The 22,963-nt window shown below is 61.9% G+C and carries 22 protein-coding genes and 2 pseudogenes; 14 read left to right on the forward strand and 10 right to left on the reverse strand.

Annotated features, from left to right (window positions below):
- The first annotated feature begins 110 nt into the window (after positions 1–110).
- The 8 genes and pseudogenes from GJV37_RS29610 to GJV37_RS27530 all read left to right on the forward strand — a co-directional run bounded on the left by GJV37_RS29610 (position 111) and on the right by GJV37_RS27530 (position 3,927).
- Complete coding sequence (locus GJV37_RS29610; RefSeq protein WP_246228451.1) at positions 111–500, forward strand: helix-turn-helix domain-containing protein; 390 nt, start codon at positions 111–113, stop codon at positions 498–500.
- Positions 501–504: 4 nt separating this feature from the next.
- Entirely contained in the window at positions 505–921 is a 417-nt protein-coding gene (locus GJV37_RS29615; protein WP_246228452.1) for a hypothetical protein, read from the forward strand.
- Positions 918–1,193: a hypothetical protein gene (locus GJV37_RS27505; protein WP_240967365.1), complete on the forward strand. Its 276-nt coding sequence runs from the start codon at positions 918–920 to the stop codon at positions 1,191–1,193. The genes GJV37_RS29615 and GJV37_RS27505 overlap by 4 nt, the downstream gene beginning before the upstream one ends.
- Positions 1,150–1,521 (forward strand): Ref family recombination enhancement nuclease, encoded by a 372-nt coding sequence (locus GJV37_RS27510; protein ID WP_170860162.1) that lies wholly within the window; start codon positions 1,150–1,152, stop codon positions 1,519–1,521. Before GJV37_RS27505 ends, GJV37_RS27510 begins: the two co-directional genes overlap by 44 nt.
- The gene (locus GJV37_RS27515) at positions 1,518–2,069 is read left to right on the forward strand and encodes a VRR-NUC domain-containing protein (RefSeq protein ID WP_170860161.1); all 552 of its coding nucleotides are present in this window, start codon (positions 1,518–1,520) and stop codon (positions 2,067–2,069) included. Before GJV37_RS27510 ends, GJV37_RS27515 begins: the two co-directional genes overlap by 4 nt.
- Positions 1,988–2,305, forward strand: a complete 318-nt coding sequence (locus GJV37_RS27520) for a hypothetical protein (RefSeq protein WP_170860135.1) — start codon at positions 1,988–1,990, stop codon at positions 2,303–2,305. The genes GJV37_RS27515 and GJV37_RS27520 overlap by 82 nt, the downstream gene beginning before the upstream one ends.
- A 2-nt stretch (positions 2,306–2,307) precedes the next feature.
- Positions 2,308–2,696: pseudogene (locus GJV37_RS27525) on the forward strand (antiterminator Q family protein).
- A gap of 73 nt (positions 2,697–2,769) precedes the next feature.
- Positions 2,770–3,927 (forward strand): annotated as a pseudogene (locus GJV37_RS27530) (IS30 family transposase).
- A gap of 155 nt (positions 3,928–4,082) precedes the next feature.
- On the opposite strand, the gene GJV37_RS27535 reads toward GJV37_RS27530, so the two are convergent.
- The 5 genes from GJV37_RS27535 to GJV37_RS27555 form a co-directional block, all read right to left on the reverse strand.
- Entirely contained in the window at positions 4,083–5,648 is a 1,566-nt protein-coding gene (locus GJV37_RS27535) for an aldehyde dehydrogenase family protein (RefSeq protein WP_170860160.1), read from the reverse strand.
- Between the two features lie 28 nt (positions 5,649–5,676).
- Positions 5,677–6,978 (reverse strand): NAD(P)/FAD-dependent oxidoreductase, encoded by a 1,302-nt coding sequence (locus GJV37_RS27540; protein ID WP_193453166.1) that lies wholly within the window; start codon positions 6,976–6,978, stop codon positions 5,677–5,679.
- A 14-nt stretch (positions 6,979–6,992) separates the two neighbouring features.
- On the reverse strand, positions 6,993–8,330 hold the full coding sequence (locus tag GJV37_RS27545; protein ID WP_065327800.1) for an aspartate aminotransferase family protein: 1,338 nt from the start codon (positions 8,328–8,330) through the stop codon (positions 6,993–6,995).
- A 56-nt stretch (positions 8,331–8,386) separates the two neighbouring features.
- Positions 8,387–9,805 carry an amino acid permease gene (locus tag GJV37_RS27550; RefSeq protein ID WP_037009070.1) on the reverse strand — a complete coding sequence of 473 codons (1,419 nt, stop codon included), beginning with the start codon at positions 9,803–9,805 and terminating at the stop codon, positions 8,387–8,389.
- Between the two features lie 178 nt (positions 9,806–9,983).
- Positions 9,984–10,856, reverse strand: a complete 873-nt coding sequence (locus GJV37_RS27555) for a MurR/RpiR family transcriptional regulator (protein ID WP_037009068.1) — start codon at positions 10,854–10,856, stop codon at positions 9,984–9,986.
- A 426-nt stretch (positions 10,857–11,282) separates the two neighbouring features.
- On the opposite strand from GJV37_RS27555, the gene GJV37_RS27560 reads away from it, so the two are divergent.
- On the forward strand, positions 11,283–12,854 hold the full coding sequence (locus GJV37_RS27560; protein WP_024763471.1) for a sensor domain-containing diguanylate cyclase: 1,572 nt from the start codon (positions 11,283–11,285) through the stop codon (positions 12,852–12,854).
- 129 nt (positions 12,855–12,983) lie between these two features.
- Here GJV37_RS27560 and GJV37_RS27565 read toward each other — a convergent pair whose 3' ends face one another.
- Positions 12,984–13,706, reverse strand: a complete 723-nt coding sequence (locus GJV37_RS27565) for an SDR family oxidoreductase (protein ID WP_193453167.1) — start codon at positions 13,704–13,706, stop codon at positions 12,984–12,986.
- Positions 13,707–13,722: 16 nt separating this feature from the next.
- Entirely contained in the window at positions 13,723–14,571 is an 849-nt protein-coding gene (locus tag GJV37_RS27570) for a type 1 glutamine amidotransferase domain-containing protein (RefSeq protein WP_024763470.1), read from the reverse strand.
- 114 nt (positions 14,572–14,685) lie between these two features.
- Between GJV37_RS27570 and GJV37_RS27575 the strand changes: the two genes are divergently transcribed.
- The gene (locus tag GJV37_RS27575; RefSeq protein ID WP_193453168.1) at positions 14,686–15,600 is read left to right on the forward strand and encodes a LysR family transcriptional regulator; all 915 of its coding nucleotides are present in this window, start codon (positions 14,686–14,688) and stop codon (positions 15,598–15,600) included.
- Between the two features lie 115 nt (positions 15,601–15,715).
- On the opposite strand, the gene GJV37_RS27580 is transcribed toward GJV37_RS27575, so the two are convergent.
- Complete coding sequence (locus GJV37_RS27580) at positions 15,716–17,158, reverse strand: MFS transporter (protein WP_193453169.1); 1,443 nt, start codon at positions 17,156–17,158, stop codon at positions 15,716–15,718.
- Between the two features lie 195 nt (positions 17,159–17,353).
- On the opposite strand from GJV37_RS27580, the gene GJV37_RS27585 reads away from it, so the two are divergent.
- The gene (locus GJV37_RS27585; protein WP_024763467.1) at positions 17,354–18,205 is read left to right on the forward strand and encodes a LysR family transcriptional regulator; all 852 of its coding nucleotides are present in this window, start codon (positions 17,354–17,356) and stop codon (positions 18,203–18,205) included.
- Between the two features lie 186 nt (positions 18,206–18,391).
- The gene (glsB, locus tag GJV37_RS27590) at positions 18,392–19,300 is read left to right on the forward strand and encodes a glutaminase B (protein ID WP_024763466.1); all 909 of its coding nucleotides are present in this window, start codon (positions 18,392–18,394) and stop codon (positions 19,298–19,300) included.
- Between the two features lie 59 nt (positions 19,301–19,359).
- On the opposite strand, the gene GJV37_RS27595 is transcribed toward glsB, so the two are convergent.
- On the reverse strand, positions 19,360–19,575 hold the full coding sequence (locus tag GJV37_RS27595; protein WP_084357261.1) for a hypothetical protein: 216 nt from the start codon (positions 19,573–19,575) through the stop codon (positions 19,360–19,362).
- 310 nt (positions 19,576–19,885) lie between these two features.
- Between GJV37_RS27595 and tcuC the strand changes: the two genes are divergently transcribed.
- Together tcuC and GJV37_RS27605 are read left to right on the forward strand one after the other, a co-directional pair.
- Positions 19,886–21,205, forward strand: a complete 1,320-nt coding sequence (gene tcuC / locus GJV37_RS27600) for an MFS transporter (RefSeq protein WP_193453170.1) — start codon at positions 19,886–19,888, stop codon at positions 21,203–21,205.
- On the forward strand, positions 21,202–21,978 hold the full coding sequence (locus GJV37_RS27605; protein ID WP_038803528.1) for a substrate-binding domain-containing protein: 777 nt from the start codon (positions 21,202–21,204) through the stop codon (positions 21,976–21,978). The genes tcuC and GJV37_RS27605 overlap by 4 nt, the downstream gene beginning before the upstream one ends.
- On the opposite strand, the gene GJV37_RS27610 is transcribed toward GJV37_RS27605, so the two are convergent.
- Positions 21,964–22,872, reverse strand: a complete 909-nt coding sequence (locus tag GJV37_RS27610; protein ID WP_024763463.1) for a LysR family transcriptional regulator — start codon at positions 22,870–22,872, stop codon at positions 21,964–21,966. The two genes, GJV37_RS27605 and GJV37_RS27610, sit on opposite strands and share 15 nt — an antisense overlap.
- Positions 22,873–22,963: the final 91 nt, after the last annotated feature.

Below are 22,963 nucleotides of genomic sequence, written 5' to 3' on the forward strand. Positions count from 1 at the left end.
AATTGCGGGGGGAGTGCGGGACGCATGCCCACGAAGACTGGATTGAACAACAGCGCGCCACGAAATCCCACGATGGCGAATCGTGGCGCGCCCTCCTGGGGGCTCTGCCAATGAGCACCATCATCATGTCGGCCTGCTGGCCGCTGCAGGGGCTGACGCCGGCGCAGAAGGCTGTGCTGATCAGCTTGGCGGACAATGCAAACGACGAGGGCGTGTGCTGGCCTTCGGTGGCGAAGATTGCCGAGCGCACCTGCCTGTTCGAGCGTGCCGTGCAGCAGGCCATCAAGGTCCTGAAAGAGCGCAAGGCATTGATCATTGAAGCGCGCCAGGGGCGGTCTACGATGTTCACCGTAACCCCCGCAGCATTTGCACCCCCGAAAGAAATGCCCCCCCGCAGGAGCTGCACCCACCCCCGCAGATGCTGCACCCAGAACCGTAATAGAACCTTCAGTAGAACCATCAAAGAACCTTTCGCCGGCCGGTTCCGGCCAGCCCGATGAAGAATTGATTCGTCAGGAGGGCTGCCGGGCCATCTGGGTGGCATACGCCGCGGCGTATCGGAATCGCTACGGCATCGACCCTGTTCGCAACGGCAAGGTCAACGCCCAGGTCCGCGACCTGCTGAAGCGACTCGGCGCCGATGAGGCTCCGGCCGTGGCCGCCTACTTCGTCAGCGTCGAAGACACGTATCTACTCCGGAACTGCCACGACCTGGGCTCGCTGCTCGCCAAGGCCGAGGCATACCGCACCCAGTGGGCCATCCAGGCGCCGCCGGCTCCGCCGAAAGCCAGCAAACTTTCCTTCGAAGACGCCCAGGCGGAGTACTCCCGGCAGCAGGCCGCCCTCTTGTTCCAGCAGCAACGCGCCGCGAAAGCCGGCCAGCCATCCGCGCAGCAAGGCGCATCCCGAGGTACCCAATGACCATGATCCAGGAACCCCTGAAGTGGCGTGCCAAGCGTGACGCCTCCGGCAAGGTGATCCCGAAGTGCTGGCAGACCGAGAACGGTTATACGGTCGCCGAGGTTGAGCGCGTGCTGATGCGCTTCGCTGTCACTCGGCCCGGCGGGAAGATCCCATTTGCCTACGTACAGACTCGCGACCAGGTGCTGGCGGCGATCAGTGCGGACATCGAAGCGAGCGGGGGCCGGCGTGAAGGGGCGAATCCCAACTGCCGAGCGGAAGCTCTGGCATGACCTGCTTGTCCGCGTGGTTGGCTGCGCGGCCTGCCGCTTCGGTCACCGCGAGTTCAACGACCACTGCAGCATTCATCACGTCGACGGACGCACGAAGCGACATGCGCACTGGTACGTCCTGCCGCTATGCGCCGGACATCATCAGGAGGGCACCGGGCCTGTCGGTTTCCCTGGCGTCGCCGTCCACCCGTTCAAGGTTCGCTTCGAAGAACGCTATGGGCCCCAGGCCGATCTGCTGGCGCGCTGCGCGAAGCTGGTAGCGGAAGAGGGGCATGACGTCCCCGCCGGCTTCCTCGCCTGGCTGGATGGTCCGGAGGTGATGGCGTGAAGTCACTCCGACCAATTCCGCGCAGTCCTCGCACGCTTCGCAAGCGGAAATTCGATTGGGAAGGGAAGGAGCAAGCAGCTCTGTTCTCCATCTTGGCGTTGAAGCATCCCGAGGCCTTTCGACTCGTCTTCCACGTTCCCAATGGAGGACACCGCCATATCAAGGTGGCTGCCGAGATGAAGCGCCAAGGCGCGAAGGCGGGCGTCAGCGACATCATCCTGCCTATGGCGCGGGGCGGGTGGTTCGGCCTCTTTATCGAGTTCAAGGCAGCTCCGCCGAACGACTCTCGAGTCTCTCCAGAGCAGAACGCTTTCCTGCTCCGCATGGAGCAGCAGGGCTACTACGCCACCGTGTGCCGCGGGGTGGATGACGCCCAATCAGGATCGTCAACGGCAGCTACGGGAAGAGGGCCGTTCGCTGGGGCGAGACTCCGAGATGGTGCGGTCCGAAATCCGGAGGAGGGCAGATGCGCAAGAAGCACGGGCCTGACTTCACAAGAGAGCTGGTCCAGGTCGAGAGCTGCAAGATCTGTAGGGGTAAGGGGGTAACCAGACCGGTGTTCTATGACCGTCCCTGCATTGCATGCAGTGGTGTGGGCTGGGTGGCACGAGGCGGAATGGAGGTGCCGATCGAGTACATAGCCAGAGCTCTCGGTGCACGGATGGCGAAGGCAGAGCGGCAGCTCGCGGAGAAAGCACAGATTGCAGCAGTAACACGGAGAACCCGGGATGCGGAGTGGAACAACGAGAAAGGGCCGGGAGGCTCGCACTACAGAGGGGATTGAAGATGGCGCGGACGCGAACTTATGTCGGCAAGGCGCTGGGCGATACCGAGTACCTGCTGGAGCAGTGGGCTGGTGGCGCATGGATGGAATGGGAGTGCCTGGCTACGTCTCGCCGATGGCGGCGGTGATGAGCTTGGCCAACCCCATGGGCAAGGTGAAGGAATACCGCATCACCGATGAGGCTGCAGGCTTGGTCGACCGAGCCCTCGCAAAGTTGACCAGTCGGGACGCGCAAATGGGTGACTTCGTCTGGTTCTACTTCGGAGCAAAGTGGCCGGCGAACCGCATCGGACGAGAGCATGGGATGTCGGAGCGAGATGCTCGGCAGTTGATCAAGGCGGGAGTAGCCTGGATCGACGCGTCACTTCTGAGCATGCAGGCGGCCGCATAACGGCCGCTACCGACTGTGGATTCAACCGGTGAACGCAACACACTGAACCCTGTGTAAAGGAGGAGTGTTGCAGATGAAGCAAAGACCTCGGATCTACTACACCGAAAGCCAGAAGGCCTTGATGTGGGATCGCTGGAAGGCAGGTGACTCGCTCCAGCAGATTGCGCAGCTGTTCGATCGGAACCACTCCTCGATCTAAGGGATTCTTGCGGAGACAGGGGGCATCCGCCCAATCGCCCGACGACGTTCCAGATTGGCGCTAACACTGGTTGAGCGCGAGGAGATTTCGAGAGCACTTGCCGTTGGCCAGTCGATTCGGCATATCGCGATGTGTCTGGAGCGAGCCCCATCCACCATCAGCCGCGAGATCAATCGTAACGGTGGTTGCCGAAGCTACCGCGCCAACCAGGCTGATCAGGCGGCATGGGACAGGGCTCGTCGCCCAAAGCTTTGCAAGCTTGTCCAGTCCCCAAAGTTGGCGCAGCTTGTTGCGGAGAAGCTTCAGAACCAGTGGTCGCCCGAGCAGATCGCTGGGTGGTTGAAGCGTACTTACCCGGACGTGGCCTACCAGGTGTCGCACGAGACCATCTACCGCAGCCTCTTCATCCAGGCCCGTGGCGCATTGAGGAAAGAATTACTGGAGTATCTGCGCCGTAGTCGTGCTATGCGCCGGTCACGTCATCACACCCAGAAAACCGGTAACCATGGCCGTATCAGCGATACGACTTCCATCAGCGAGCGGCCGGCCATCGTTGAAGATCGTGCAGTACCAGGACACTGGGAAGGCGATTTGTTGTGCGGCAGCAAAAACAGTCAGATCGTCACGCTGGTTGAGCGCCACAGCCGCTATGTGATGCTGGTGAAAGTGGATGGAAAGGACACCGAGACAGTGGTGAATGCACTGATCGAGAATGCCCGGCGATTGCCTCAGGAGCTCTACCAATCCCTGACCTGGGATCGAGGCAAGGAGATGGCTGCTCACAAGCGTTTCACTCTGGCGACGGATATCCAAGTCTACTTTTGTGATCCACAGAATCCTTGGTAACGCGGGACGAATGAGAATACCAACGGCCTGCTACGGCAGTACTTTCCGAAGGGAACTGATCTCTCGCTGTACTCGCAGGACGCGCTGGACAAGGTCGCTCGGCGGTTGAACGAACGACCCAGAAAGACCCTGGGGTACTCGACCCCTGCCGAGTGTTTTAACCAGGCTGTTGCGTCGATCGGTTGAATCCACAGCCGATTGCTGCCGTTGGTCAGAGGCAGTATCGAATCAGCTACGGATACCGATGCCGCAGTGGTGCGCAGTGCTCGAAAGTCTAAAACAGTCCAGAAATGAAAACGCCCCGGCATATACCGGGGCGGTCCTGGGTGCGAAGGGAGGGCTTAGCGAAGAATCGTGTGGCTCTGCTCGCGCATGTACTGCGGCAAGTAGTTCGGGCCCAAGCCGCCTTTGTGGCTCATGCCCGACCCCTTCCAGCCACAAAAGCTCTGTACGCCAGGCCAGGCGCCCGTGGTCGCACCGCTGGGACGGTTGGCGTAGAGGGCGCCGGCTTCTGCATGTTCTAGGAAGTACTGCAGCTCAGCTTCGTCGGTGGTGTAAACGCCAGCCGCGAGACCATAGTTAACCGCATTGCCTTCAACTAGCGCCGCTTCTAGGCCATCCACCGAACGGATCGCTACGAACGGGGCGAAGAGCTCGACACGAACCAATGGGTGGTCTTTAGGCAACTCAACTACTGCCGGAAGCACGTAATGGCCTTGGGCGTAAGGTGCGTTCTCGACACGGGTACCGCCGTACAGCACGGCGCCGTCGCGTCGCGCAGTTTGAACGGCGTCGAGGAAGCGCTCGATGGCTGCCGAATCATAGAGCGGGCCCATCCAGGCGTCGCGGGTCTGCGGATCACCGATGGAAACCTGACCAGCTTCAGCGATCAGCGCCTGGACGAATTCATCCTTCACCTTGCTGTCGACGTAGACCACTGAGCAGGCGCTGCATTTCTGGCCCTGCAGGCCGAACGCCGAGCGTGCGACGCCTCGGGCCGCGTGCTGCAGGTTGGCGCTGGCACAGACGTAGGCGGGATTCTTGCCACCCATTTCGGCGATCAGCGGCTTGGAGTAGGGCGCTTTGGCCAGCTCACGATGAATCGCCATGCCGGTGGCGTAGGAGCCGGTGAAGGCAATGCCATCGATGTCGGGATGGGCGACCAGTGCCTTGCCGCATTCGTCGTGGCCGGCGAGCAGATGGATCAGATGCCCCAGGCCCGCTTCACGCAGAGTGTCGACCAGCAGGTTGGCGGTGATACCGCAGTTGGGCGAGGGCTTGAACACCACGGTGTTGCCGCCTAGCAGGGCGCCGGTGACCAGGTTCACAGACAGCACCAACGGGAAGTTGAACGGCGCGATGACCCCGAACACACCGATCGGGCGCAGGCGGGTGCTGGTTTCCTCGGTGGGGAATTCGCGGCGCAGGGGCTGCAGGTAGCCGTTGTTACGCTCGTACTCGCCACAGTAATACTCGACCATGTCGAGGACTTCATCGGCTTCGCCCAGTGCTTCGATACGCGACTTACCGATCTCCAGCAGGCAGGCGATGGCGATGTCGTATTTGCGACGACGCAGCACTTCTACCCAGCCTTGGAGGGCTTTTACTCGCTCCTGCCAGGGTGTATGGCCCCAGGTCTTGAACTGCTTGCGAGCGGCCTGGACAGCGCGGTCAACGGCAATGGTGTCGGCGGACACAAAGGTACCCAGCAGTGTCTCGTTGTCGATCGGGCTGAAGGCCGAGTACTTGGTGCCTTGTTCGCTTGCTTGGCCATCGATCAGATTGGGCCAGTGACGGCCCAGCCACTTGGCGCGAAACGCCGGGATTTCCTTGTCCAGAAAATCATGCAGTGCTGAGAGGTCTTCGCCCTGAGTGGCGTAAGTGACACGCGGGAATTGGGTTGTCATTGGAATACTCCGTTGGTCAAAAGAGGGCTCACGCCAGAGCGCCAGCAGGTGTGCGTCGATCGAGGAAGCGGTAGTAGCCGAACACTGCCGGCAGGAACCACGGCTTCTCGCTGTAGAGGGGAAGTCTGGGGAAGCTGCGATCACGGAAGACCGTGAATGCGTCCGCGCGACCGAGAATGCCGGCGGCGATCTTGCCGCCCAGGTAGGTGCCCATCGGTACACCTACGAAGCAGTAGCCCAGCGAGTAGTGGATGCCCTGATGAGTGCCGAGGTGCGGGTACAGGTCAAAGGTTCCGCTGCAGCGGCCAGTCCAGGAATGCTCGATGGCTACCTGGCCCAGGTCGGGTAGCAGGCGGCACAGCAACGCGCGCAAGCGCTCGCCCTTCTGCTCAGGGGTATCGGGCTGCTCGCCCGTGAGGGCGCCGAACAGCAGGCGGGTGCCATCCGGTGATTGGCGCACGAAGAACGGGTTGTGGTTGGTGTCGATGCATACCCGACCATTGGGGATGATTCGCTTCACCAACTGCGGGGACAGGGCCTCGGTGGAGATCATGTATGCGTCGAATGGAATGATGCGACGACGCAGCCAGGGGAGCAGATTGTCTGTGTAGCCATTGGTGGCCAAGACCACATCCCTGGCCATGACTTCGCCACGCGATGTCTCCACTCGTACCTGCCCATCGCCTTGCGGTTGAAGGTTGCTGACGTGGGTATTGGGGATCACCGTCGCGCCTGATTTCAGTGCACTGGCCAGAAGCCCCGCATGGTATTTGCCCGGGTGCAGTCCACCCAGGTCGGGGAGCAGGGCTCCACCTTTGTAGATGTCCGTGGCGAGCTCGTCACGGACTCGCTCACGGGGAATCATCTCGAACTCGAAGCCCAGGTGCCGACGCTGGGTATCCAGGTCATTCGCCAGGGCCTCATAGGCTGCTGCAGTTGGGGCTGGCATGAAGCGTCCGATCATCTGCAGATCACAGTCGATCGATTCGCTCTGCACCATGTGACGTACGGAGTCCACGGACTGCTGCAGCTCCCGGTGCAACTGGATGGCATAGTCCTGGCCGTGCTTGCGTTCAAGGTCGCCGAAGCTGTGCTTGAAGGAGCGCGATACGTATCCGGCATTACGAGTGCTGGCACCGCTGCCGATCTCTCCGGCGTCGATGATGGTCACGCTGCGTCCTGCTCGGAGGAGAGGGATGGCTGCGCACATGGCCGTGATGCCGGCGCCCACGATCACCACGTCGCTGTAATTCGGCAACTGCTCTCCAGCGTCCCTGGCGAGTGGCGCTGCCTCCCACCAGTACGGGCTGCTGTTGATGGGTTGATTCATCTTGGAAGTACCTCTCAAACTGCTTGGGCCGTTTCCAGGCTCTGTGCGACGTCGTGCAAGGCACCTTCGGCCGCTGCAATCACCTGATCGATGTCAGCGTCCGACATGCTGGTCGAGAGGGCCATCAGACCATAGCTGGCTGCCAGGACGCCTCGGTTGAGCAAGCCAAGATTGAAGGTGGCCAGCAGCTTGGCGGTATCTGCGTTTTGGTAGGCGCTGCGGTAATCCACCACCGCGTTGTTAGTGAAGTGAACCTTCAACAATGAACCGCGACCGGTGGTGCGTCCTGGAATGCCCAGGCGCTCGAAAGCGGCATCGATACCCTGGCGAACTCGATTGCCGATAGCTTCAAGGCGCTCGAAGGCAGGCTTGTCGAGCAGACGCAGGCTGGCGATGCCCGCTCGCATGCTGATGGGGTTGGCGGAAAAGGTGCCGCCGTGTGGGAGCGCCGGCTTGCCCGAGGAGGGATCGAACACGGCCATTACTTCTTCACGACCACCCACGGCCCCGATGGGGTAACCGCCACCGATGATCTTGCCCATAGTGGTGAGGTCGGGTTTCACGCCCCAGATACCCTGGGCGCCGTGGTAGCCCAGACGCAGGCTGATCACCTCGTCGAAGATCAGCAGAGTGCCCGTTTCCTTAGCTACGCGAGCCAGGCATGCCATGTACTCGGCAGTAGCCGGTACGAGGCCCGCACGGTTGGGCATCGGGTCAACGAGCACGGCGGCCAGTTGGCCGGCTTGCTCGCGGAGAAGACGCTCGGTGAGTTCGATATTGTTGAACGGTAGCACCACCACGTCATCGAGCACGCCGGTGGGAGTGCCTTTGGCATAGGGCGTTGAGGTCGGTGCCGAGTCGCCCCAATTCGCGGGTGCGGAATCCAGGCTCACCTCGGCGTAGTCGTAAGAGCCGTGATAGGCACCTTCGACCTTGGCGATCTTCTCTCTGCCGGTGAAGGCTCGTGCGGCCTTGAGCGCCATCATCACGGCTTCGGTACCGGAGTTGGTGAAGCGTACCTGGTCTACGCCAGCGAGGCGCTCACAGAGGATTTCGGCCAGCTCGATCTCACTCTCTGTGGGCATGCCGAAGCAGGTGCCCAGAGCAAGTTGCTCGCGTACAGCCTCGTCCACTTTCGGGTGGCAGTAGCCATGGATCATCGCAGTGAAGTTGTTGATGCAATCGATCCGCTCGGCGCCATCGGCATCCCAGACCCTGCAACCTTCACCACGAACTGCATAGAGCGGGAACGGTTTCATGTAGACCGTCGTACGGGTGTTACCCCCGGGAAGCACATGACGGGCACGCGCATAGATCTGTTGAGAGGCGGGGGCGTCATCGGGGTAGTTCATGCGTATCTCCAGCGTGAGCGAGCCGCCGCCCGGCGGCTCGCAGAATGACGGTGACGTCAGTTGGCGCGATGGGCGCGAAGGATCTGGTCAAGGTGCGCTGCCGAGCCGTAGCTCGCGGTCTTGCGCAGCTTGTAGATGGCCAGCACGACGGCAAGCAGAACGACGGAGGCGACGAACTGGGTCTGGAATTCAGGACGTAGCGCCATCGCAATGAGCATTGCGGAGATTGCTGCGATCACGGCGTAGGTAAGCCAGGGGAACAGCCACATACGCAAGCTGAGCGCCTGGGGGGCTTCCCGCTCGAAGCGCGAGCGGATACGCAGTTGTGCAGCGGCGATGAGCAGGTAGATGAACAGCATGATCGCGCCAGAGGCGTTAACCAGCCAGAGGAACACTCCCTCGGAGGAGACAATGGAGCTGAGCACTGCCACGAAGCCGATAACGCTACTGAACAGAATGGCGCGTTGCGGTACGCGATTCGCCGACAGTTTGATCATGCCTGCGGGAGCTTCACCTCGCTGCCCGAGACTGAACAGCACGCGGGAGGCGACATACAGCCCCGAGTTCAGGCAGCTGAGGACAGCAATCAGCACCACGGCATTCATCATGTCGCCTGCGTACGGAATGTTCATCAGATCCATGGCCGCCACGAATGGGGAGTGGCCCGCTTTCAAGGTGTCCCAAGGCACGACACAGACAATCAGCAGGATCGAACCGACATAGAAGGTCAGTACGCGCACGATGACCGAGCGAGTCATGCTGGCCACACCTCGGGCCGGCTCGTCCGACTCTGCTGCTGCGATCGTGGCGATCTCGGCGCCGCAGATGGCGAAGATCACCATGGGCACGCCGGCGATCACCGCCTGGAACCCGAAGGGCATGAAGCCACCGTGGTCGACGATGTTGCCGAAGGTTGGGGCAGGGGAAGTGATGCCCAGCGCGTAGGAGGCAGCGACGACGATGAAGATGATGATCGCGGCGACCTTGAGCGAGGCGAACCAGTATTCGAATTCACCATAGGAACGCACCGAAAGCAGGTTCACTACGGTCATGGTGCTTAGCAGCACTATGCCGATGATCCATTCGGGCATGGGTATCCAGCGATGGAGCATGCCGGCGCCTACGACTACTTCTACGGCAACCACGATCACCCAGAAGTACCAGTACAGCCAGCCGGAGGTGAAGCCTGCCCAGTCGCCCAGGCCGACGCGGTTGTATTCGGTGAATGCACCGATACCGGGAATCGCAATAGCCATCTCGCCGAGCATGCGCATGACCAGCAGGACGACCAGGCCGGCCAGCGCGTAGCTGAGTACAGCGGCTGGGCCAATGGTGGTGATGACGGCGCTGCTGCCTACGAACAGGCCTGCGCCGATGATCCCGCCAAGCGAGATCATGGTTACGTGGCGTTGCTTGAGCGCGCGACTCAGCTTGGCCTCGCCCTTATGGGCTACAGAGGGGGTGGAATCACTCATTTCCGGGGCCTCGTTGGAGTTATTGTTGGCAGATCAAGTGTTTCATTTGTTATTTTCAATGAAACATATGTTTCATTTCGGAGCGAGCATAAGGCCCGTTCGGCAGAGCGTCAACTGAGTTTTGAAACGAATGTTACAAACGGTCGGCGGAGTACTTTTTGGGGCGCGCCGAGAGGCCTCAGCGCTCTTTCACGTAGACATTGAAATGGCGGAGCTGGGCCTCGCTGTTAGCGACCTCCTGCATGCTCGTGTCGGCACTGTTGGCGATCAGCAGCGCGGCCAGAGTCTGCGAAACCGCCAGGGCCGGTAACACGGACGGAAGCAGGGAAGGGGTGGTGTTGGGAGCTAGCAGAACACAGCTCGCCGCCGGAGCTGTGGGTGCCAGAGGGCTGTCTGTGACGGTGATGATCTTTGCACCACGCCCCGTAGCGAAGGCGATCGCCTTCAGCGAGTCCTGGGTATAGGGGTGATAACTGAACACCAGGAGTACGTCCTGCTCTCCTATGCGTCGAAGCTCATCGGCAAAGGTGCCGCCGATACTCGTCACCATGGTGACGTTATCCATGAACATGCTGCAGGTGTAGTTGAAGTAGAAGGCGGCTGAGAAAAGGCTGCGCAGGCCCATTACATAGATGCGCCCGGCCTGCTGAAGGAGAAGAAGCGCTTCGGCAATGGACGGGTGTCGTTCGGCTCCCAGGGTCTGGACGAGGTTGTGCGACTCCGCGTCGAGCCACAGGCTCACCAGCTCTGCATTGGCGTCACCGTGCGGCCCTTGGCGAAGCGCCTTGGCTCGATCAGTCAGTGGCGAATCACGATCAGCCAGCCAGCTGCGGAAATGCTCGCGAAAGACTTCGTAGTTGTCGAATCGTAGGTGTCGTGCCAGCCGCAACATCGCAGCAGGTTGTACGCCGGCTTTGCGTGCCACACCCCGCATAGAGTCGAGAGCCACTTCCGTGGGGTTGCTGATGACGAATTTTGCTGCTTGCTGCAGCACTCGAGGCAGAGTGTCGAACTCCGTTTCGATCAGCTTTTCGATCTGTTGCTTGTCCATTCAGTGTCCAGGTGGCTTTGCCTTGGATGGGAACTGTAATGGATTTGGATGAAACAAGTGGATCATTCATTTCTGCGCGAGCTATAGGGGCGGGTTCGCTCCCGGCCCCGGCTCTCTTCGAGAGGCAGCTGCCGACCGATAGCGGACATGCCCACGCTTGCCTCGGGCCGATAGACGGGGAGTTTGCGCCGGTGTCGCCACACCGATCTTTGTGTAATCCATTTCCTACGAAACCTGACTGCTTTTCATATCCCTTGCTTTGTGACATGCGAAGAGAATGCCCGCATCGATAGCATCCTATCGCGCGGCGGAGGCATTACTGAGCAGGTGTCCTCCTGGCTTCGGGGCCGTACCGGTCCGGCACGTGTGTGATGCGTATGGCGACGTCGGGCTGTCTTGCCGATGCGTTGGAGCAGGGTGATTCGGATGAAGCAGCAAACCGCCTGGCCACTGGATATACGTTGGCTGATTCTCGGGCTCGTCCTACTGTCCGTGTTGGCCACGCTGGCCAACAGCCTGACCATGGCTTATAGAGTCCAGCGCGACGCGCTGATCGAGCACGCACTGGCGTCCAACAGCGCTTATGCATCTAAAGTCGCGTCGAGTCTCAGTGAGTTCCTGCGTTCGACACAGAGTCACCTGCGCTTCAGCGCTAGCGAACTGGGCAAGCATTGGGGCGACGCCTCAAGCTTGCGAGAGGAGGCGGTGCGAATGCAGACGCAGGACATCGACTTCAACTCCATCGCCATCGTCGATTCTAATGGCAAGGTGTTGCAGGCCTATCCGGATGCATTGCAGATCATTGGCACAACTCTGCGCTCGGAAAGTATCCAGCAAGCGTTGCAGACGCGTCGCCCGCAAATCAGCCCAGCCTATGTTTCCGTGGCTGGTAACCTGGTGGTGTTCATCTCGCAGCCGATCTTCGATGCCTCGGGACACTTCCTCGGAACCGTTGGCGGATCCGTCTATCTGCGCAAGCAGAGCGCACTGCATACCGTGATCAGCAGCCATTTCCATCATGAGGGAACATTTGCTTTCGTCGCCGATGGAAACCGTCGTCTGTTATTCCACCCAGAGCAGAATCGCATCGGCGAAAAACTCGACTGGAGCAAGACAGTTGACGCTGCGTTGCGAGGCGAAAGCGGAGCCATGGAAGTACCCAACTACCTGGGCATCCCGATGCTCGCCGGGTACGCCCATGTGGAAAGCGCCAACTGGGCAGTAGTCGCTCAGCAGCCCCGTGAGATAGCACTGGCGCCGCTCGGACGGCTGATGCGCGACATGATCCTGGAGATGGTTCCGGCTGGACTGGTTGGGCTAATCCTGGTCTGGTACGGCACCGCGCTGATTGCCCGCCCGCTTCATGAGCTCGCATCGATCGCCGAGCAATTATCAGCGCCGCAGACCACGGAGCGGCTGAAGGCGGTAAATGCCTGGTATCCCGATGCCTCGGCGATCCGACAGGCCATGCTGGCCGGCGTGCAGTTGCTGCAGCAGAAACTCGGACGGCTCAGACATGAGGCACAAAGTGACTCCCTTACAGGCCTCGCGAATCGTCGTGCCATGGACGCACTTCTCCAGTTGCTGGAACAAACGGGCCAGGAGTACTCGGTTCTTGCGCTGGATATCGACCACTTCAAGCGAGTCAATGACACCTACGGCCATGATGTGGGAGATGTGGCGCTGCAACAGGTAGCGGCAGTACTCCAGGAATATACCCGTGCAGGAGATATGGCATGCCGGGCTGGCGGGGAGGAGTTCACCCTGATCTTACCGGACACATCGTTGGCGACCGCCCTAGCTATCGCAGAGCGTATTCGAGTCGCCCTCGCGGCTCGCGAGATTCCGCAAATCGGCCTCATCACGGTTTCCATCGGTGTGGCTAGTCGTGACAGTGAAGGCGAGTTGGCGGAGGCAACACTCAAGCGGGCGGATCGATGCCTGTATCAGGCCAAGAAAGGTGGGCGCAATCGCGTTGAATCGTTCGGCGGTGGGTAGCAACGACGCAACGCGGAGTGTTTCGTCCTTGTTGTCATAGATGGCTCCAGACCTCAAGGTCGAGCCTTGGTAGCGTCCACCTCTGGCCGCTAGCATCGCCTGCTTGAGGCAACCTCGTTATGGCGGGCTCTAGAACGGGCTCCTGCCGATCGAGGCCCCTCCGTCAACGTAGAGCGTCTGCCCGGTGATGAAGTCGCTGCGCTCATTGAGCAGGAAGGCCACCGCCGGCGCGATGTCCTGCGGTTGCCCGAGCCGGCCCATCGGCACTGCCGCGATGTAGGCGGCTTCGCCCGCGCTGCCTGGCGGATTTCCACGACGGAACAGCTCGGTTTCGATCGGTCCCGGCGCGACTGCGTTGACTGTGATCCCCGTCTGAGCCAGTTCCAGTGCCCAGCTGCGGGTGAAACTGACCAGGGCAGCCTTGGCGGCGGCGTAGGAGGTGCGCTGGCGAGTGCCGAGGACAGTGAGGCTGGCGATGTTCACTATCCGTCCCCAACCGCGCTTGCGCATGCCCGGTAGCAGTGCCTGGGTGGCTTGCAGCGCTGGGTGCAGATTCACCTGCATGACTTCGTCGAAACTTGCCAGGTCCACTTCGCTCAGTGCCTGTGGACGAACCAGGCCGACATTGTTCACCAGGCCGTCGAAGGCGTGATATTTCATCAGCTCCGTCAGCAGGGTCGGGAAGCGGCCAGCGTCTGTCAGGTCCGTGGCGACCAGTTCGCCGGGGAAGCTGGCGTCGCCAGCCTGGCGGGCTATGCCGACGACCTGGTGACCCTCGGCCGCCAGTTGCTCGGAGATAGCCCGGCCAATGCCCTTGCTGGCACCGGTGATCAGGAAGGTACGTTGCGGCATGACATGCTCCTCGTAATCAATGCTTCTGCAGACGTTGCAGCAGGGCCTGGCCGACCTGCGCCGCCGATGCCGGGTTCTGCCCGGTGATCAGCTCGCGATCGATTATCACGTTGGGCGTCCAAGGTGACTGGTTGCTCTGGTACTGTCCGCCGGCTCGCTCCAGGGCAGTCTGGGGGTAGAACTTCATTTGCCCACCTCCCAGCAGCGCCTTGGCTTGTTCTTCTTCCTGGTTGCTGATGACCGTCATGCGATAGCCGGCGTAGATCCAGCCTGTGGGGGCTGCAGTCTTGTCTCCGGACTCCAGCGCATGGATCAGTTTCTGCGGTTGGTCCAGTGTCGAGAGCAGGGCGATGGGGCCGTGGCAAACCAGGGCGGTGGTCTTGCCGTCGGCGTGGAACGCACGCAGCAGGCGCCCCAGTGCCGGGGCGGCGAGCAGGTCCTGCATCGGCGCATGGCCGCCTGGTACATAGACTGCGTCGAACTGCCTGTAACCGATCTGCTCCACGCGCGCTAGGCTGATCACCGGCGAGTGGGTCGGCGAGGTGAGCTGCAGTTTCTCCAGCAGCGTCTGGTATTGCTCCAGGCGCTTCGGGTCGCCGCCGAAGTACTGGATGGCTGCTGAACTGCGGTCCAGTGTCGGGGCGCGCCCATGGGGCGTCGCGAAGGTCACACGATGGCCGGCGTCGAGCAGTGCCTTGGTCGGTTCCAGCAACTCGTTGAGGTAAAAGCCGGTATCGAAGACCTTGCCGTCGCGCAGATCCAGGTGGTTCTCGTCGGACAGCACCACCAGTACGTTTGCTGCGTGGGCGCCCAGGCTGGCGCCACCGATGGCGGCGGCGAGGGCGAGTCGTTGGTAAGTTTTCATCGCGGGTTCCCCTGTGGGCGCGAGCCGGATGGCGCGCGTTGGTGGAACTTTATTGATGCTTGCATCGGCGATAAATTGGATCTCTAGGAAAGAATTTTTGCTCTGGAGGACAAAATGGCGCGACGGTTCGATCACCTGGGGGATGTCGAGGCCCTGCTCGAAGTGGTGGAGCGTGGCTCGATCAGTGCGGCGGCGGTTGCCTTGGCTACCACGCCCTCGGTGATCAGCCGGGCCATCTCCCGGCTGGAGGCACGCCTGGGCGTGCAGTTGCTGCGCCGTACCACGCGCCGGCTGAGCCTCACCGACAGCGGGCGTGAATATGTCCAGCAGGCGCGTGCCGCCTTCGAGCAGATCGTCAGTGCGGAGCGGGCACTGAGCGGGCGAGGGGAGGTGCAGGGCCGAGTGCGATTGAGTGCGCCGACCACCTACGGGCACTACCGTCTGCCCGCCATGCTGGCGGCCTTTGCCCTGCGCTATCCGAAGGTGCAGGTGGAGCTCGGCATCGCCAACCGCAATGTCGATCTGGTGGCCGAAGGTTATGACCTGGCGATTCGCCTCGGAACTTTGCCCGACAGCAGCCTGGTGGCGCGCCAGCTGGAGGAGGCACGGCTTTGCCTGGTGGCGGCACCGGCCTATCTGGCCCGCGTCGGCACGCCGAAATCCGTCGCCGATCTCACCATGCATAACTGTCTGCCGTTCGTCATGCCCAGCAATGGGCGGCCGGGCATCTGGCAATTCCGCCAGGGCGAGGAAGAGCTGAGGTTCGTTCCACAGGGCAACCCGGTGGTGGCGGACGATGTGCTGGGCTGCATCTCGCTGGCCGAGCACGGCGTGGGGATCTGCCAGACCTACGAATTCATCGTTGCCGAACGCTTGCGCCAAGGGCGCCTGGTTCGCCTGCTGGAGGACCTCGAGGGCGCCCGGCGACCTTTTTCCCTCATCTATCCCCCCCATCGCCAGTTATCGACGGCGTGCCGTGTGTTGATCGATTTTCTAGCGGGATCGGCAGCGGAAACCACCCCTGACTAGTCAGTCGGTGCCGAGCACACTGGCTCGGCCGATGCCATGAACGAGGTCGGTGACAGACAGGTGCGGCAGGCCAGTCCTCGACGGAAGGTCGATGCTTACCGGCGTCCTGGATTGCTTACGGGGATTTGCCACTGCCCGTTCGCGGCGCCGAAGCGTAAAGCACCAGTAGCGCGGACAAGCTCAGGCTCAGGGCGATGCCCAGCAGCGCGGCGATAAAGCCTCGGGCTACCGAGGCCGGGCTGAGGGCCGGCGCGGCGACGGCATAGAACAGGCCGCCGAGCACCGCCACACCGAGGGAGGCACTGATTTGCAAGGCCGAGTTGACCAGGCCGGAAACCATCCCGGAGCCAGCGGCCGGGGCGCGGTCGATCACGCTTCGGATCAGGGTGGGCAATGCCCAGCCCTGGCCAAATCCCAGCAGCCCGACGCCCACGATCAGCGGCACCAGCGCCGGACGTTCACCCGCGGCAGCGTTACCTACCGCTGCGCTCAGGACCACGCAGCCCAGCGTCTCCAGCAGCATTCCCAGGGCCGGTACCCAGCGGCCGAAGCAGCGGATGGCAATGGGGGTGGTCAGCGGGCCGACCAGAAAGCCGACGCCGAAGGGTGTGAACATCAGGCCGGTGACCGCCGGTGTGGTGCCGAGCGCGCCTTGCAGGTACACCGAAAAGGTCAGAAAGAACGCTGATACGACGTAGAAAAACAGCGCGCTGACCAGGCCCGCCAGCAAGCGCGGCGATCGCGCCAGTTGGGGGCTGAGCAGCGGAGTGCCGCCGCGCCTTAGGAGGGCCGCTTCATGGCGCCAGAAGATCATGGCAACCACGGGCGCGCCCAGCAACATCAGGCACATCCACCACGGCCAGTCCAACTCCGGACCCTGCACCAGCGGTACCACCAGCAGGCCCAGCGTCAGGGCGCAGAGCAGCGCGCCGAGGCGATCCAGAGACGCCGGTGTGGCGCTGCGGGTGTCCGGCAGAAAAGGCATGCCGACGAAGAAAACGGCGGCCACGATGGGAAGATTGATCAGAAAGATGATCCGCCACTGCAGCCCGAGCACGTCGGCCGCGATCAGCACGCCGCCCAGGACTTGTGCGACCACGGCGGCTAATCCAAGCGCCGCTCCATACACCGCCAACGCCCGCGAGCGCTCCTGCTCGGGAAACAGGGCATGGATGGACGCCAGGCCCTGGGGAGCCATGGCGGCGGCGCTCAACCCTTGCAAGACTCGACCCACGATCAGCATCGGCGGCGAGGCCGCCAGTCCACAGATCAGCGATGCCAATCCAAAGCCTGCCATGCCCGCCAGAAACACCCGACGCCGGCCAAACAGGTCGCCCAGGCGTCCACCGGTAATGAGAAAAACTGCATAGGTTGCCGCATAGGCCGAGATCACCCATTCGATCTGCGCCGGCGTCGCCCTCAGCCCCTGAGCAATGGACGGCAGGGCCACATTGACGATGAAGAAATCCAGTGGTGGCAGGAACGCGCCGGCCAGCAGTACCGCAAAGGCCAGCCAGCGCCGAGATGCCGTGGCGGTGGCTGGAGTGGAAAGGGTCATGGCAACGCCTCCAGGAAACGATTTGGCCGGCAGCTTCTGGCCGGGCCCGCGCATCGCTACGTACACTAGCGAGCGGAGTGGGATCGGCCTGGCGACGCTGCCAGGCTGGATGTGGCCGCAGTTTGAAAGGCTGGGTGCGTTGGCGGGACTGCCATCGCTGCACATTGCGCGTTCATTTTCGTAAGGGGTGACGGGGTGGAATGGGACGACTTGCGTTTTTTCCTGGCGATAGCCCGTGCCCGCTCCCTGGGCGCCGCTGCCAAGCATCTGGGCGTCAGCCACCCCACCGTGGGCAGGCGTTTGCAGGCGCTGGAGCAAGCCTGCGGCCAGGCTTTTTTCCGGCGCACCAGCGAAGGTCTGGTACCGACCGCGATGGGCGAGGGCATCCTGAGCCTGGCAGAGGATATGGAAAGCAGCGCCCTGGCCATTGCCCGGCGCATCGATGGCAGTGAACAGCCCGAGGGCATCCTGCGCATATCCTCAGCCGACTGGTTTGCCGGGTACGTGCTGGCGCCGGTGCTTGGCGAACTGGTGCGCCGCCACCCTGCGGTGGTACCCGAGGTGATTGCCGGGCAGCGTCTATCGGACCTCACCCGCCGCGAAGCGGACATCGCCTTTCGTATCGTGCCGTTTGACCAGCCGGACATCGTGCAGCGCCGGCTGATGAGCATGCCCTACGGCCTGTACGCCAGCGCCGCCGTGCCCTTCGAGCCCGGTCCGGATGGCGCGGACTGCAAGTTGATCCTGATGAACACCGCGCAGGCCTATTACCCCGACGTGCTGTGGGTCCAGCGCATGCTGCCCGCCGCGCCCACGGTGTTCACCAGCAGCAGCCGCACCGTGCAGGCGCAGATGTGCGCTCGAGGCTTGGGGGTGGCGGTACTGCCGCGCCCGCTGGGCGACCAGCTGCCGGCGCTGACCCGTATTGAACTCAGCGAAGAGCCGCCCCCGCGTGATATCTGGATGGGCTACCACCAGGACATGCGGCGCCTGGATCGCCTGCGTGCGCTGGCAGAACTGGCCAGCGAGATGCTCGGCAGCCACTGAGGGGCGCTAGGACCTCTCGCTCGCCTGTAGCGTGCGTTGGTAGCAGCCGCTCCCGCACACCTATCGGGTGCCGCCATGAATCCCGATCGCCGCCACTCTGATCCCGTGAGTGTGATCTCTCCTGCTCGATCTACGTCAAGAGTGCTGCCCCGTGCAGTCGTCTGGGGTCTGATAACGGGGACTTCCATGCAAACTCTGTTGAACGACATTCTCGAAGCCGTGCGTCCCTTGATCGGCAAGGGCAACGTAGCCGACTACATTCCCGCACTGGCCGACGTGCCGGCGAGTCAGCTGGGGATAGCGGTCTATGGCAACGATGGCAGCTATCACTGTGCGGGCGACGCCTTGGTGCCGTTTTCGGTGCAGAGCATTTCCAAGGTTTTCAGCCTGGTTCAGGCGATTGGTCACTCCGGAGAGGCTATCTGGGAACGGCTTGGTCACGAGCCTTCGGGCCAGCCGTTCAACTCGCTGGTTCAGTTGGAGTTCGAGCGCGGGCGCCCGCGTAATCCCTTCATCAATGCCGGTGCGTTGGTTATCTGCGATATCAACCAATCGCGCTTCGCCGCACCCATTCAGTCGATGCGCGATTTCGTGCGGCGCCTGTCGGGCAATCCTCAGATAGCGATGGATGCACGTGTGGCCGATTCGGAGTATCAGTTCCGCGCGCGCAATGCGGCCATGGCTTACCTGATGCAGTCATTCGGCAATTTCCATAACGAGGTGGAGACTGTGCTGCGCAGCTATTTCAGCTACTGCGCGTTGCGCATGAATTGCCTGGATCTGGCACGAGCCTTCTGTTTCCTGGCCAACGATGGGTTCTGCAAGCACAGTGGCGAGCAGATTCTGACCCGGCGCCAGACTCAGCAGGTGAACTCGATCATGGCCACCAGCGGGCTGTATGACGAGGCTGGGAATTTTGCCTACCGCGTGGGGCTGCCGGGCAAGAGCGGCGTGGGCGGCGGGATCGTGGCCATCGTGCCGGGGCAATTCACCGTGTGCGTGTGGTCGCCGGAGTTGAATGCAGCGGGCAATTCCCTTGCCGGGATGGCGGCGCTGGAACTGTTGAGTTCTCGGATTGGCTGGTCGGTGTTCTGACGGGCGAGCGGATGGTCAGCGGCCACTCGGCGCGCAGCCGCTGCTGCAGGCGCCGATCCTTATCGTTCGGCTTGCCAGGCGATCAGTGCCGCCAAGGCTTCGCTGAGAGGCGTGGTGTTGGCCTCCAGAACCTTCAGATGACGTCGGACGGCTTCGGCGGTGTCCGACGAGCCGCTTGCCTCCGCCCAGGTGGCGAGTTCCCGAATGGCGGCGCTTGTGGCATTGATGTTCTGGTTGAGACGGCAAACGAGCGAGGGGAGGGGGAAAGTGTTCATGATGACCTCCGCAGAGAGACTTCAGATCCACTCGGAAGCAAGAAAGGCCGTACCCATCGATACGGCCTTTTGCCGTGAAGTTGCTGCTCTCCAAACCACACGGCAGGGAAAATTTACCAAAAATAGTCTCTGATTCAAGCCCCCCGCGAGGCATCAGCACAGGGGTGTCGGTAAAGGGTGAAAGGCTTTATTGATAGGTTTCATGCATCATTGAATGCAAACATAGCACTTATCGTTTCAAAGTGTGTCAAGCAGAATCCAGCGACCAAAAGCGCCAACAAGCCTAAATAAGATCGCTGGAGAACTCCCTATGCATGCCTCCACCACCCAGGGCCCGACGTCCGCCCGCTCCAAGGCGGGTGCCGTGTTTCGCGTCACTTCGGGCAACTTTCTCGAACAGTTCGATTTCTTCCTCTTCGGCTTTTACGCCACGCAGATAGCCGCCGTCTTCTTTCCCGCATCCAGCGAGTTCGCTTCGCTCATGATGACCTTCGCCGTGTTTGGCGCAGGCTTTCTGATGCGTCCATTGGGAGCGGTGATTCTTGGGGCCTACATCGATGATGTCGGCCGCCGGAAGGGGTTGATCCTCACCTTGTCGATCATGGCCAGTGGCACCCTGCTGATCGTCCTGGTGCCGGGCTATTCCAGCATCGGTCTGTGGGCCCCCTTGCTGGTGCTGGTGGGGCGCTTGCTCCAGGGCTTTTCGGCCGGCGCCGAGCTGGGCGGGGTTTCGGTCTACCTGGCGGAAATGGCGACGGCCGGGCGTAAGGGGTTCTATACCAGTTGGCAATCCGCGAGCCAGCAGGTGGCGATCGTCGTGGCGGCCGCCCTGGGGTACGGGCTCAATCAACTGATGTCACCGGCAATGATCGCGGATTGGGGCTGGAGAATTCCCTTTGCCATTGGCTGCCTGATCGTGCCGTTCATCTTCGTGCTTCGTCGCAGCCTGGAGGAAACCGAGGAGTTTGCCCGTCGCTCCGAGCGCCCCACCATGAAACAGGTATTCGCCACGCTGGGCGAGAACTGGCGTGTGGTCCTGGCCGGCCTGCTGATGGTGGCGATGACGACCACGGCGTTCTATCTGATCACGGTATACGCCCCCACCTTCGGCAAGACGGTGCTGAACCTGAGCACGACCGATGCCTTGCTGGTGACTCTGCTAGTCGGGATCTCGAACTTCATCTGGCTGCCCATCGGCGGGCATCTGAGCGATAGATTCGGGCGCAAGCCGATACTCGTCGCGATGACCGTGCTGGCCATTTTCACGGCCTATCCGGCGCTGTCCTTCCTGGCCCAGGCACCGAGCTTCGCGCACATGCTGCAGGTCCTGCTCTGGCTGTCGTTCATCTACGGCCTCTACAACGGGGCGATGATTCCCGCTCTCACCGAAATCATGCCGGTGCAAGTCCGGGTGGCGGGCTTCTCCCTGGCTTACAGCCTGGCAACCGCCGTGTTTGGCGGCTTCACCCCCGCAATTTCTACCTGGCTCATTCATTTGAGCGGCGACAAGGGCGCCCCCGGCTACTGGATGACCTTCGCCGCCGTCTGTGCGCTGTGCTCGACGCTGGTGCTTTACCGCGCAAGCTCCTCGCGTACTCCCTTCCTGCCTGATCGAGAGCTTGCTCAATGAAAGCACTGACCCAACATCTAGCCGCCCTGGCGCTTGGCCTTTGCGCGCTCAACAGCGCTGCACAGGCCGAAGAACTGAACGTCATGACGTCGGGTGGTTTCACCGCGGCATTTCAACGGCTGAGCCCTAAGTATGCGCAAAACAGCGGCGACACGATCCAGACCATCCTCGGCCCGTCCATGGGCAAGGCCCGCGAAGCGATCCCCAATCGACTGGCGAGAGGGGAGAATGCCGATGTGGTGATCATGGTCGGCTACGCCCTGGATGAGCTCATCAAGCAGGGCGTAGTGGATCCGGCTTCCAAAGTCGAGCTGGCGGACTCTCGTATTGGCATGGTGGTCCGAAAGGGTGCTGCCAAGCCGCGGATCGATAGCGAGGAGGCGTTCAGGAACAGCCTGCTGGACGCCGGCTCCATCGCTTATTCGGACAGCGCCAGCGGTGTCTACATCCAGAACAAACTGTTCAGGAAGCTCGGGGTGGAGCAGCAGGTGGAACCGAAGGCGAAGATGATCGAACGGATCCCGGTTGCCTCGGTCGTCGCCTCGGGCCAGTACGAGGTCGGTTTCCAGCAGGTCGCCGAGTTGCTGCCCATTGCCGGGGTATCCTTCGTCGGCAAGATTCCGGAAAGCCTGCAATCGGTGACCCGCTACTCCGCCGGTATCCCACGCAATGCGAAACACCCGGAGAAGGCCAGGGAGTTGCTGTCGTATCTCGCCTCGCCTGCCGCGCAGCCCGTCGTGCAGGCCTCGGGCCTGGACTCAGTCCCCCGGTGATTTCACCGGCGTGCTTTTGACCAGCCGCTCCAGCTCGAGCGCAGCGGGCGTCAGCGTGCGTCCGCTGTGCTTGATCAACCCCACGTTCCGCACCACCGCAGGTTCCTCCAGCGGAACGGCCTTGAGGATGGGGTGGCTGGTCCGTGGCATCGCGATCGATGGTACGGCGGCCACGCCCACGCCGGCTTCCACCAGCCCTATGGCGGTGGTGACATGTCTCGTTTCGCAAATGCTGTGGCGGGGCGGGACCACACGTTTCAAGGCCTGGCTCAGGATGAGGCGGTTGCCGGAGCTCTTGTCCAGCGCGATGTAGTCGTGCTCGTAGAGCTCGGACCAGGTCACCGACGGACGATCCGCCAGGGGGTGATCACGTCGGCAGGCCATTACGTATCGTTCTTCGAGCAGCAGTTCGAAGGTGATTTCCGGGCTGAGATTGCCGCTGAAGGTAACGCCGAAATCGGCTTCCCCGCTCGCGACGGCGAGGTTGACCTCATGCGCGCTGGCGTCCACCACCATGATCTTGATACGCGGATACAGCCGGTGGAACTCACTGATGACGTTAGGCATGAAGTAGTAGGCGGCCGACGGCACGCAGGCGATGGTGACGCGCTCCATCCGACTGGAGGCGACATCCGCAATGCTCATCAACGCATTGTCCAGTTGATCGAGCACCCGCTCGACTTCCGGCACGAATGCACGACCCACCGCCGTCAGGCTTACCTTGCGGGTCGTCCTGTCGAACAGCCGAACATTCAAGGCCGATTCCAGCTTCTCGATACGACGGCTCAGCGCCGGCTGGGAGATCTTTACCGTCTCGGCGGCCTTGCGGAAGCTGCCCTTCTCAACAATGGCGCGGAATGCCTGAAGATCGTCCAGATCGAAGTTGATGCTCATGGGGCCGGCGATGGATTGATAATGAGGCGGCATCAATAGCACTTTCGGTCGCGCCGGGGAAGGCGCCAATGGCGGACTGCGAGGCGTTAGC

Origin of the sequence: Pseudomonas nitroreducens (genome assembly GCF_010994165.1) — a bacterium.
Taxonomy (GTDB): domain Bacteria; phylum Pseudomonadota; class Gammaproteobacteria; order Pseudomonadales; family Pseudomonadaceae; genus Pseudomonas; species Pseudomonas nitroreducens.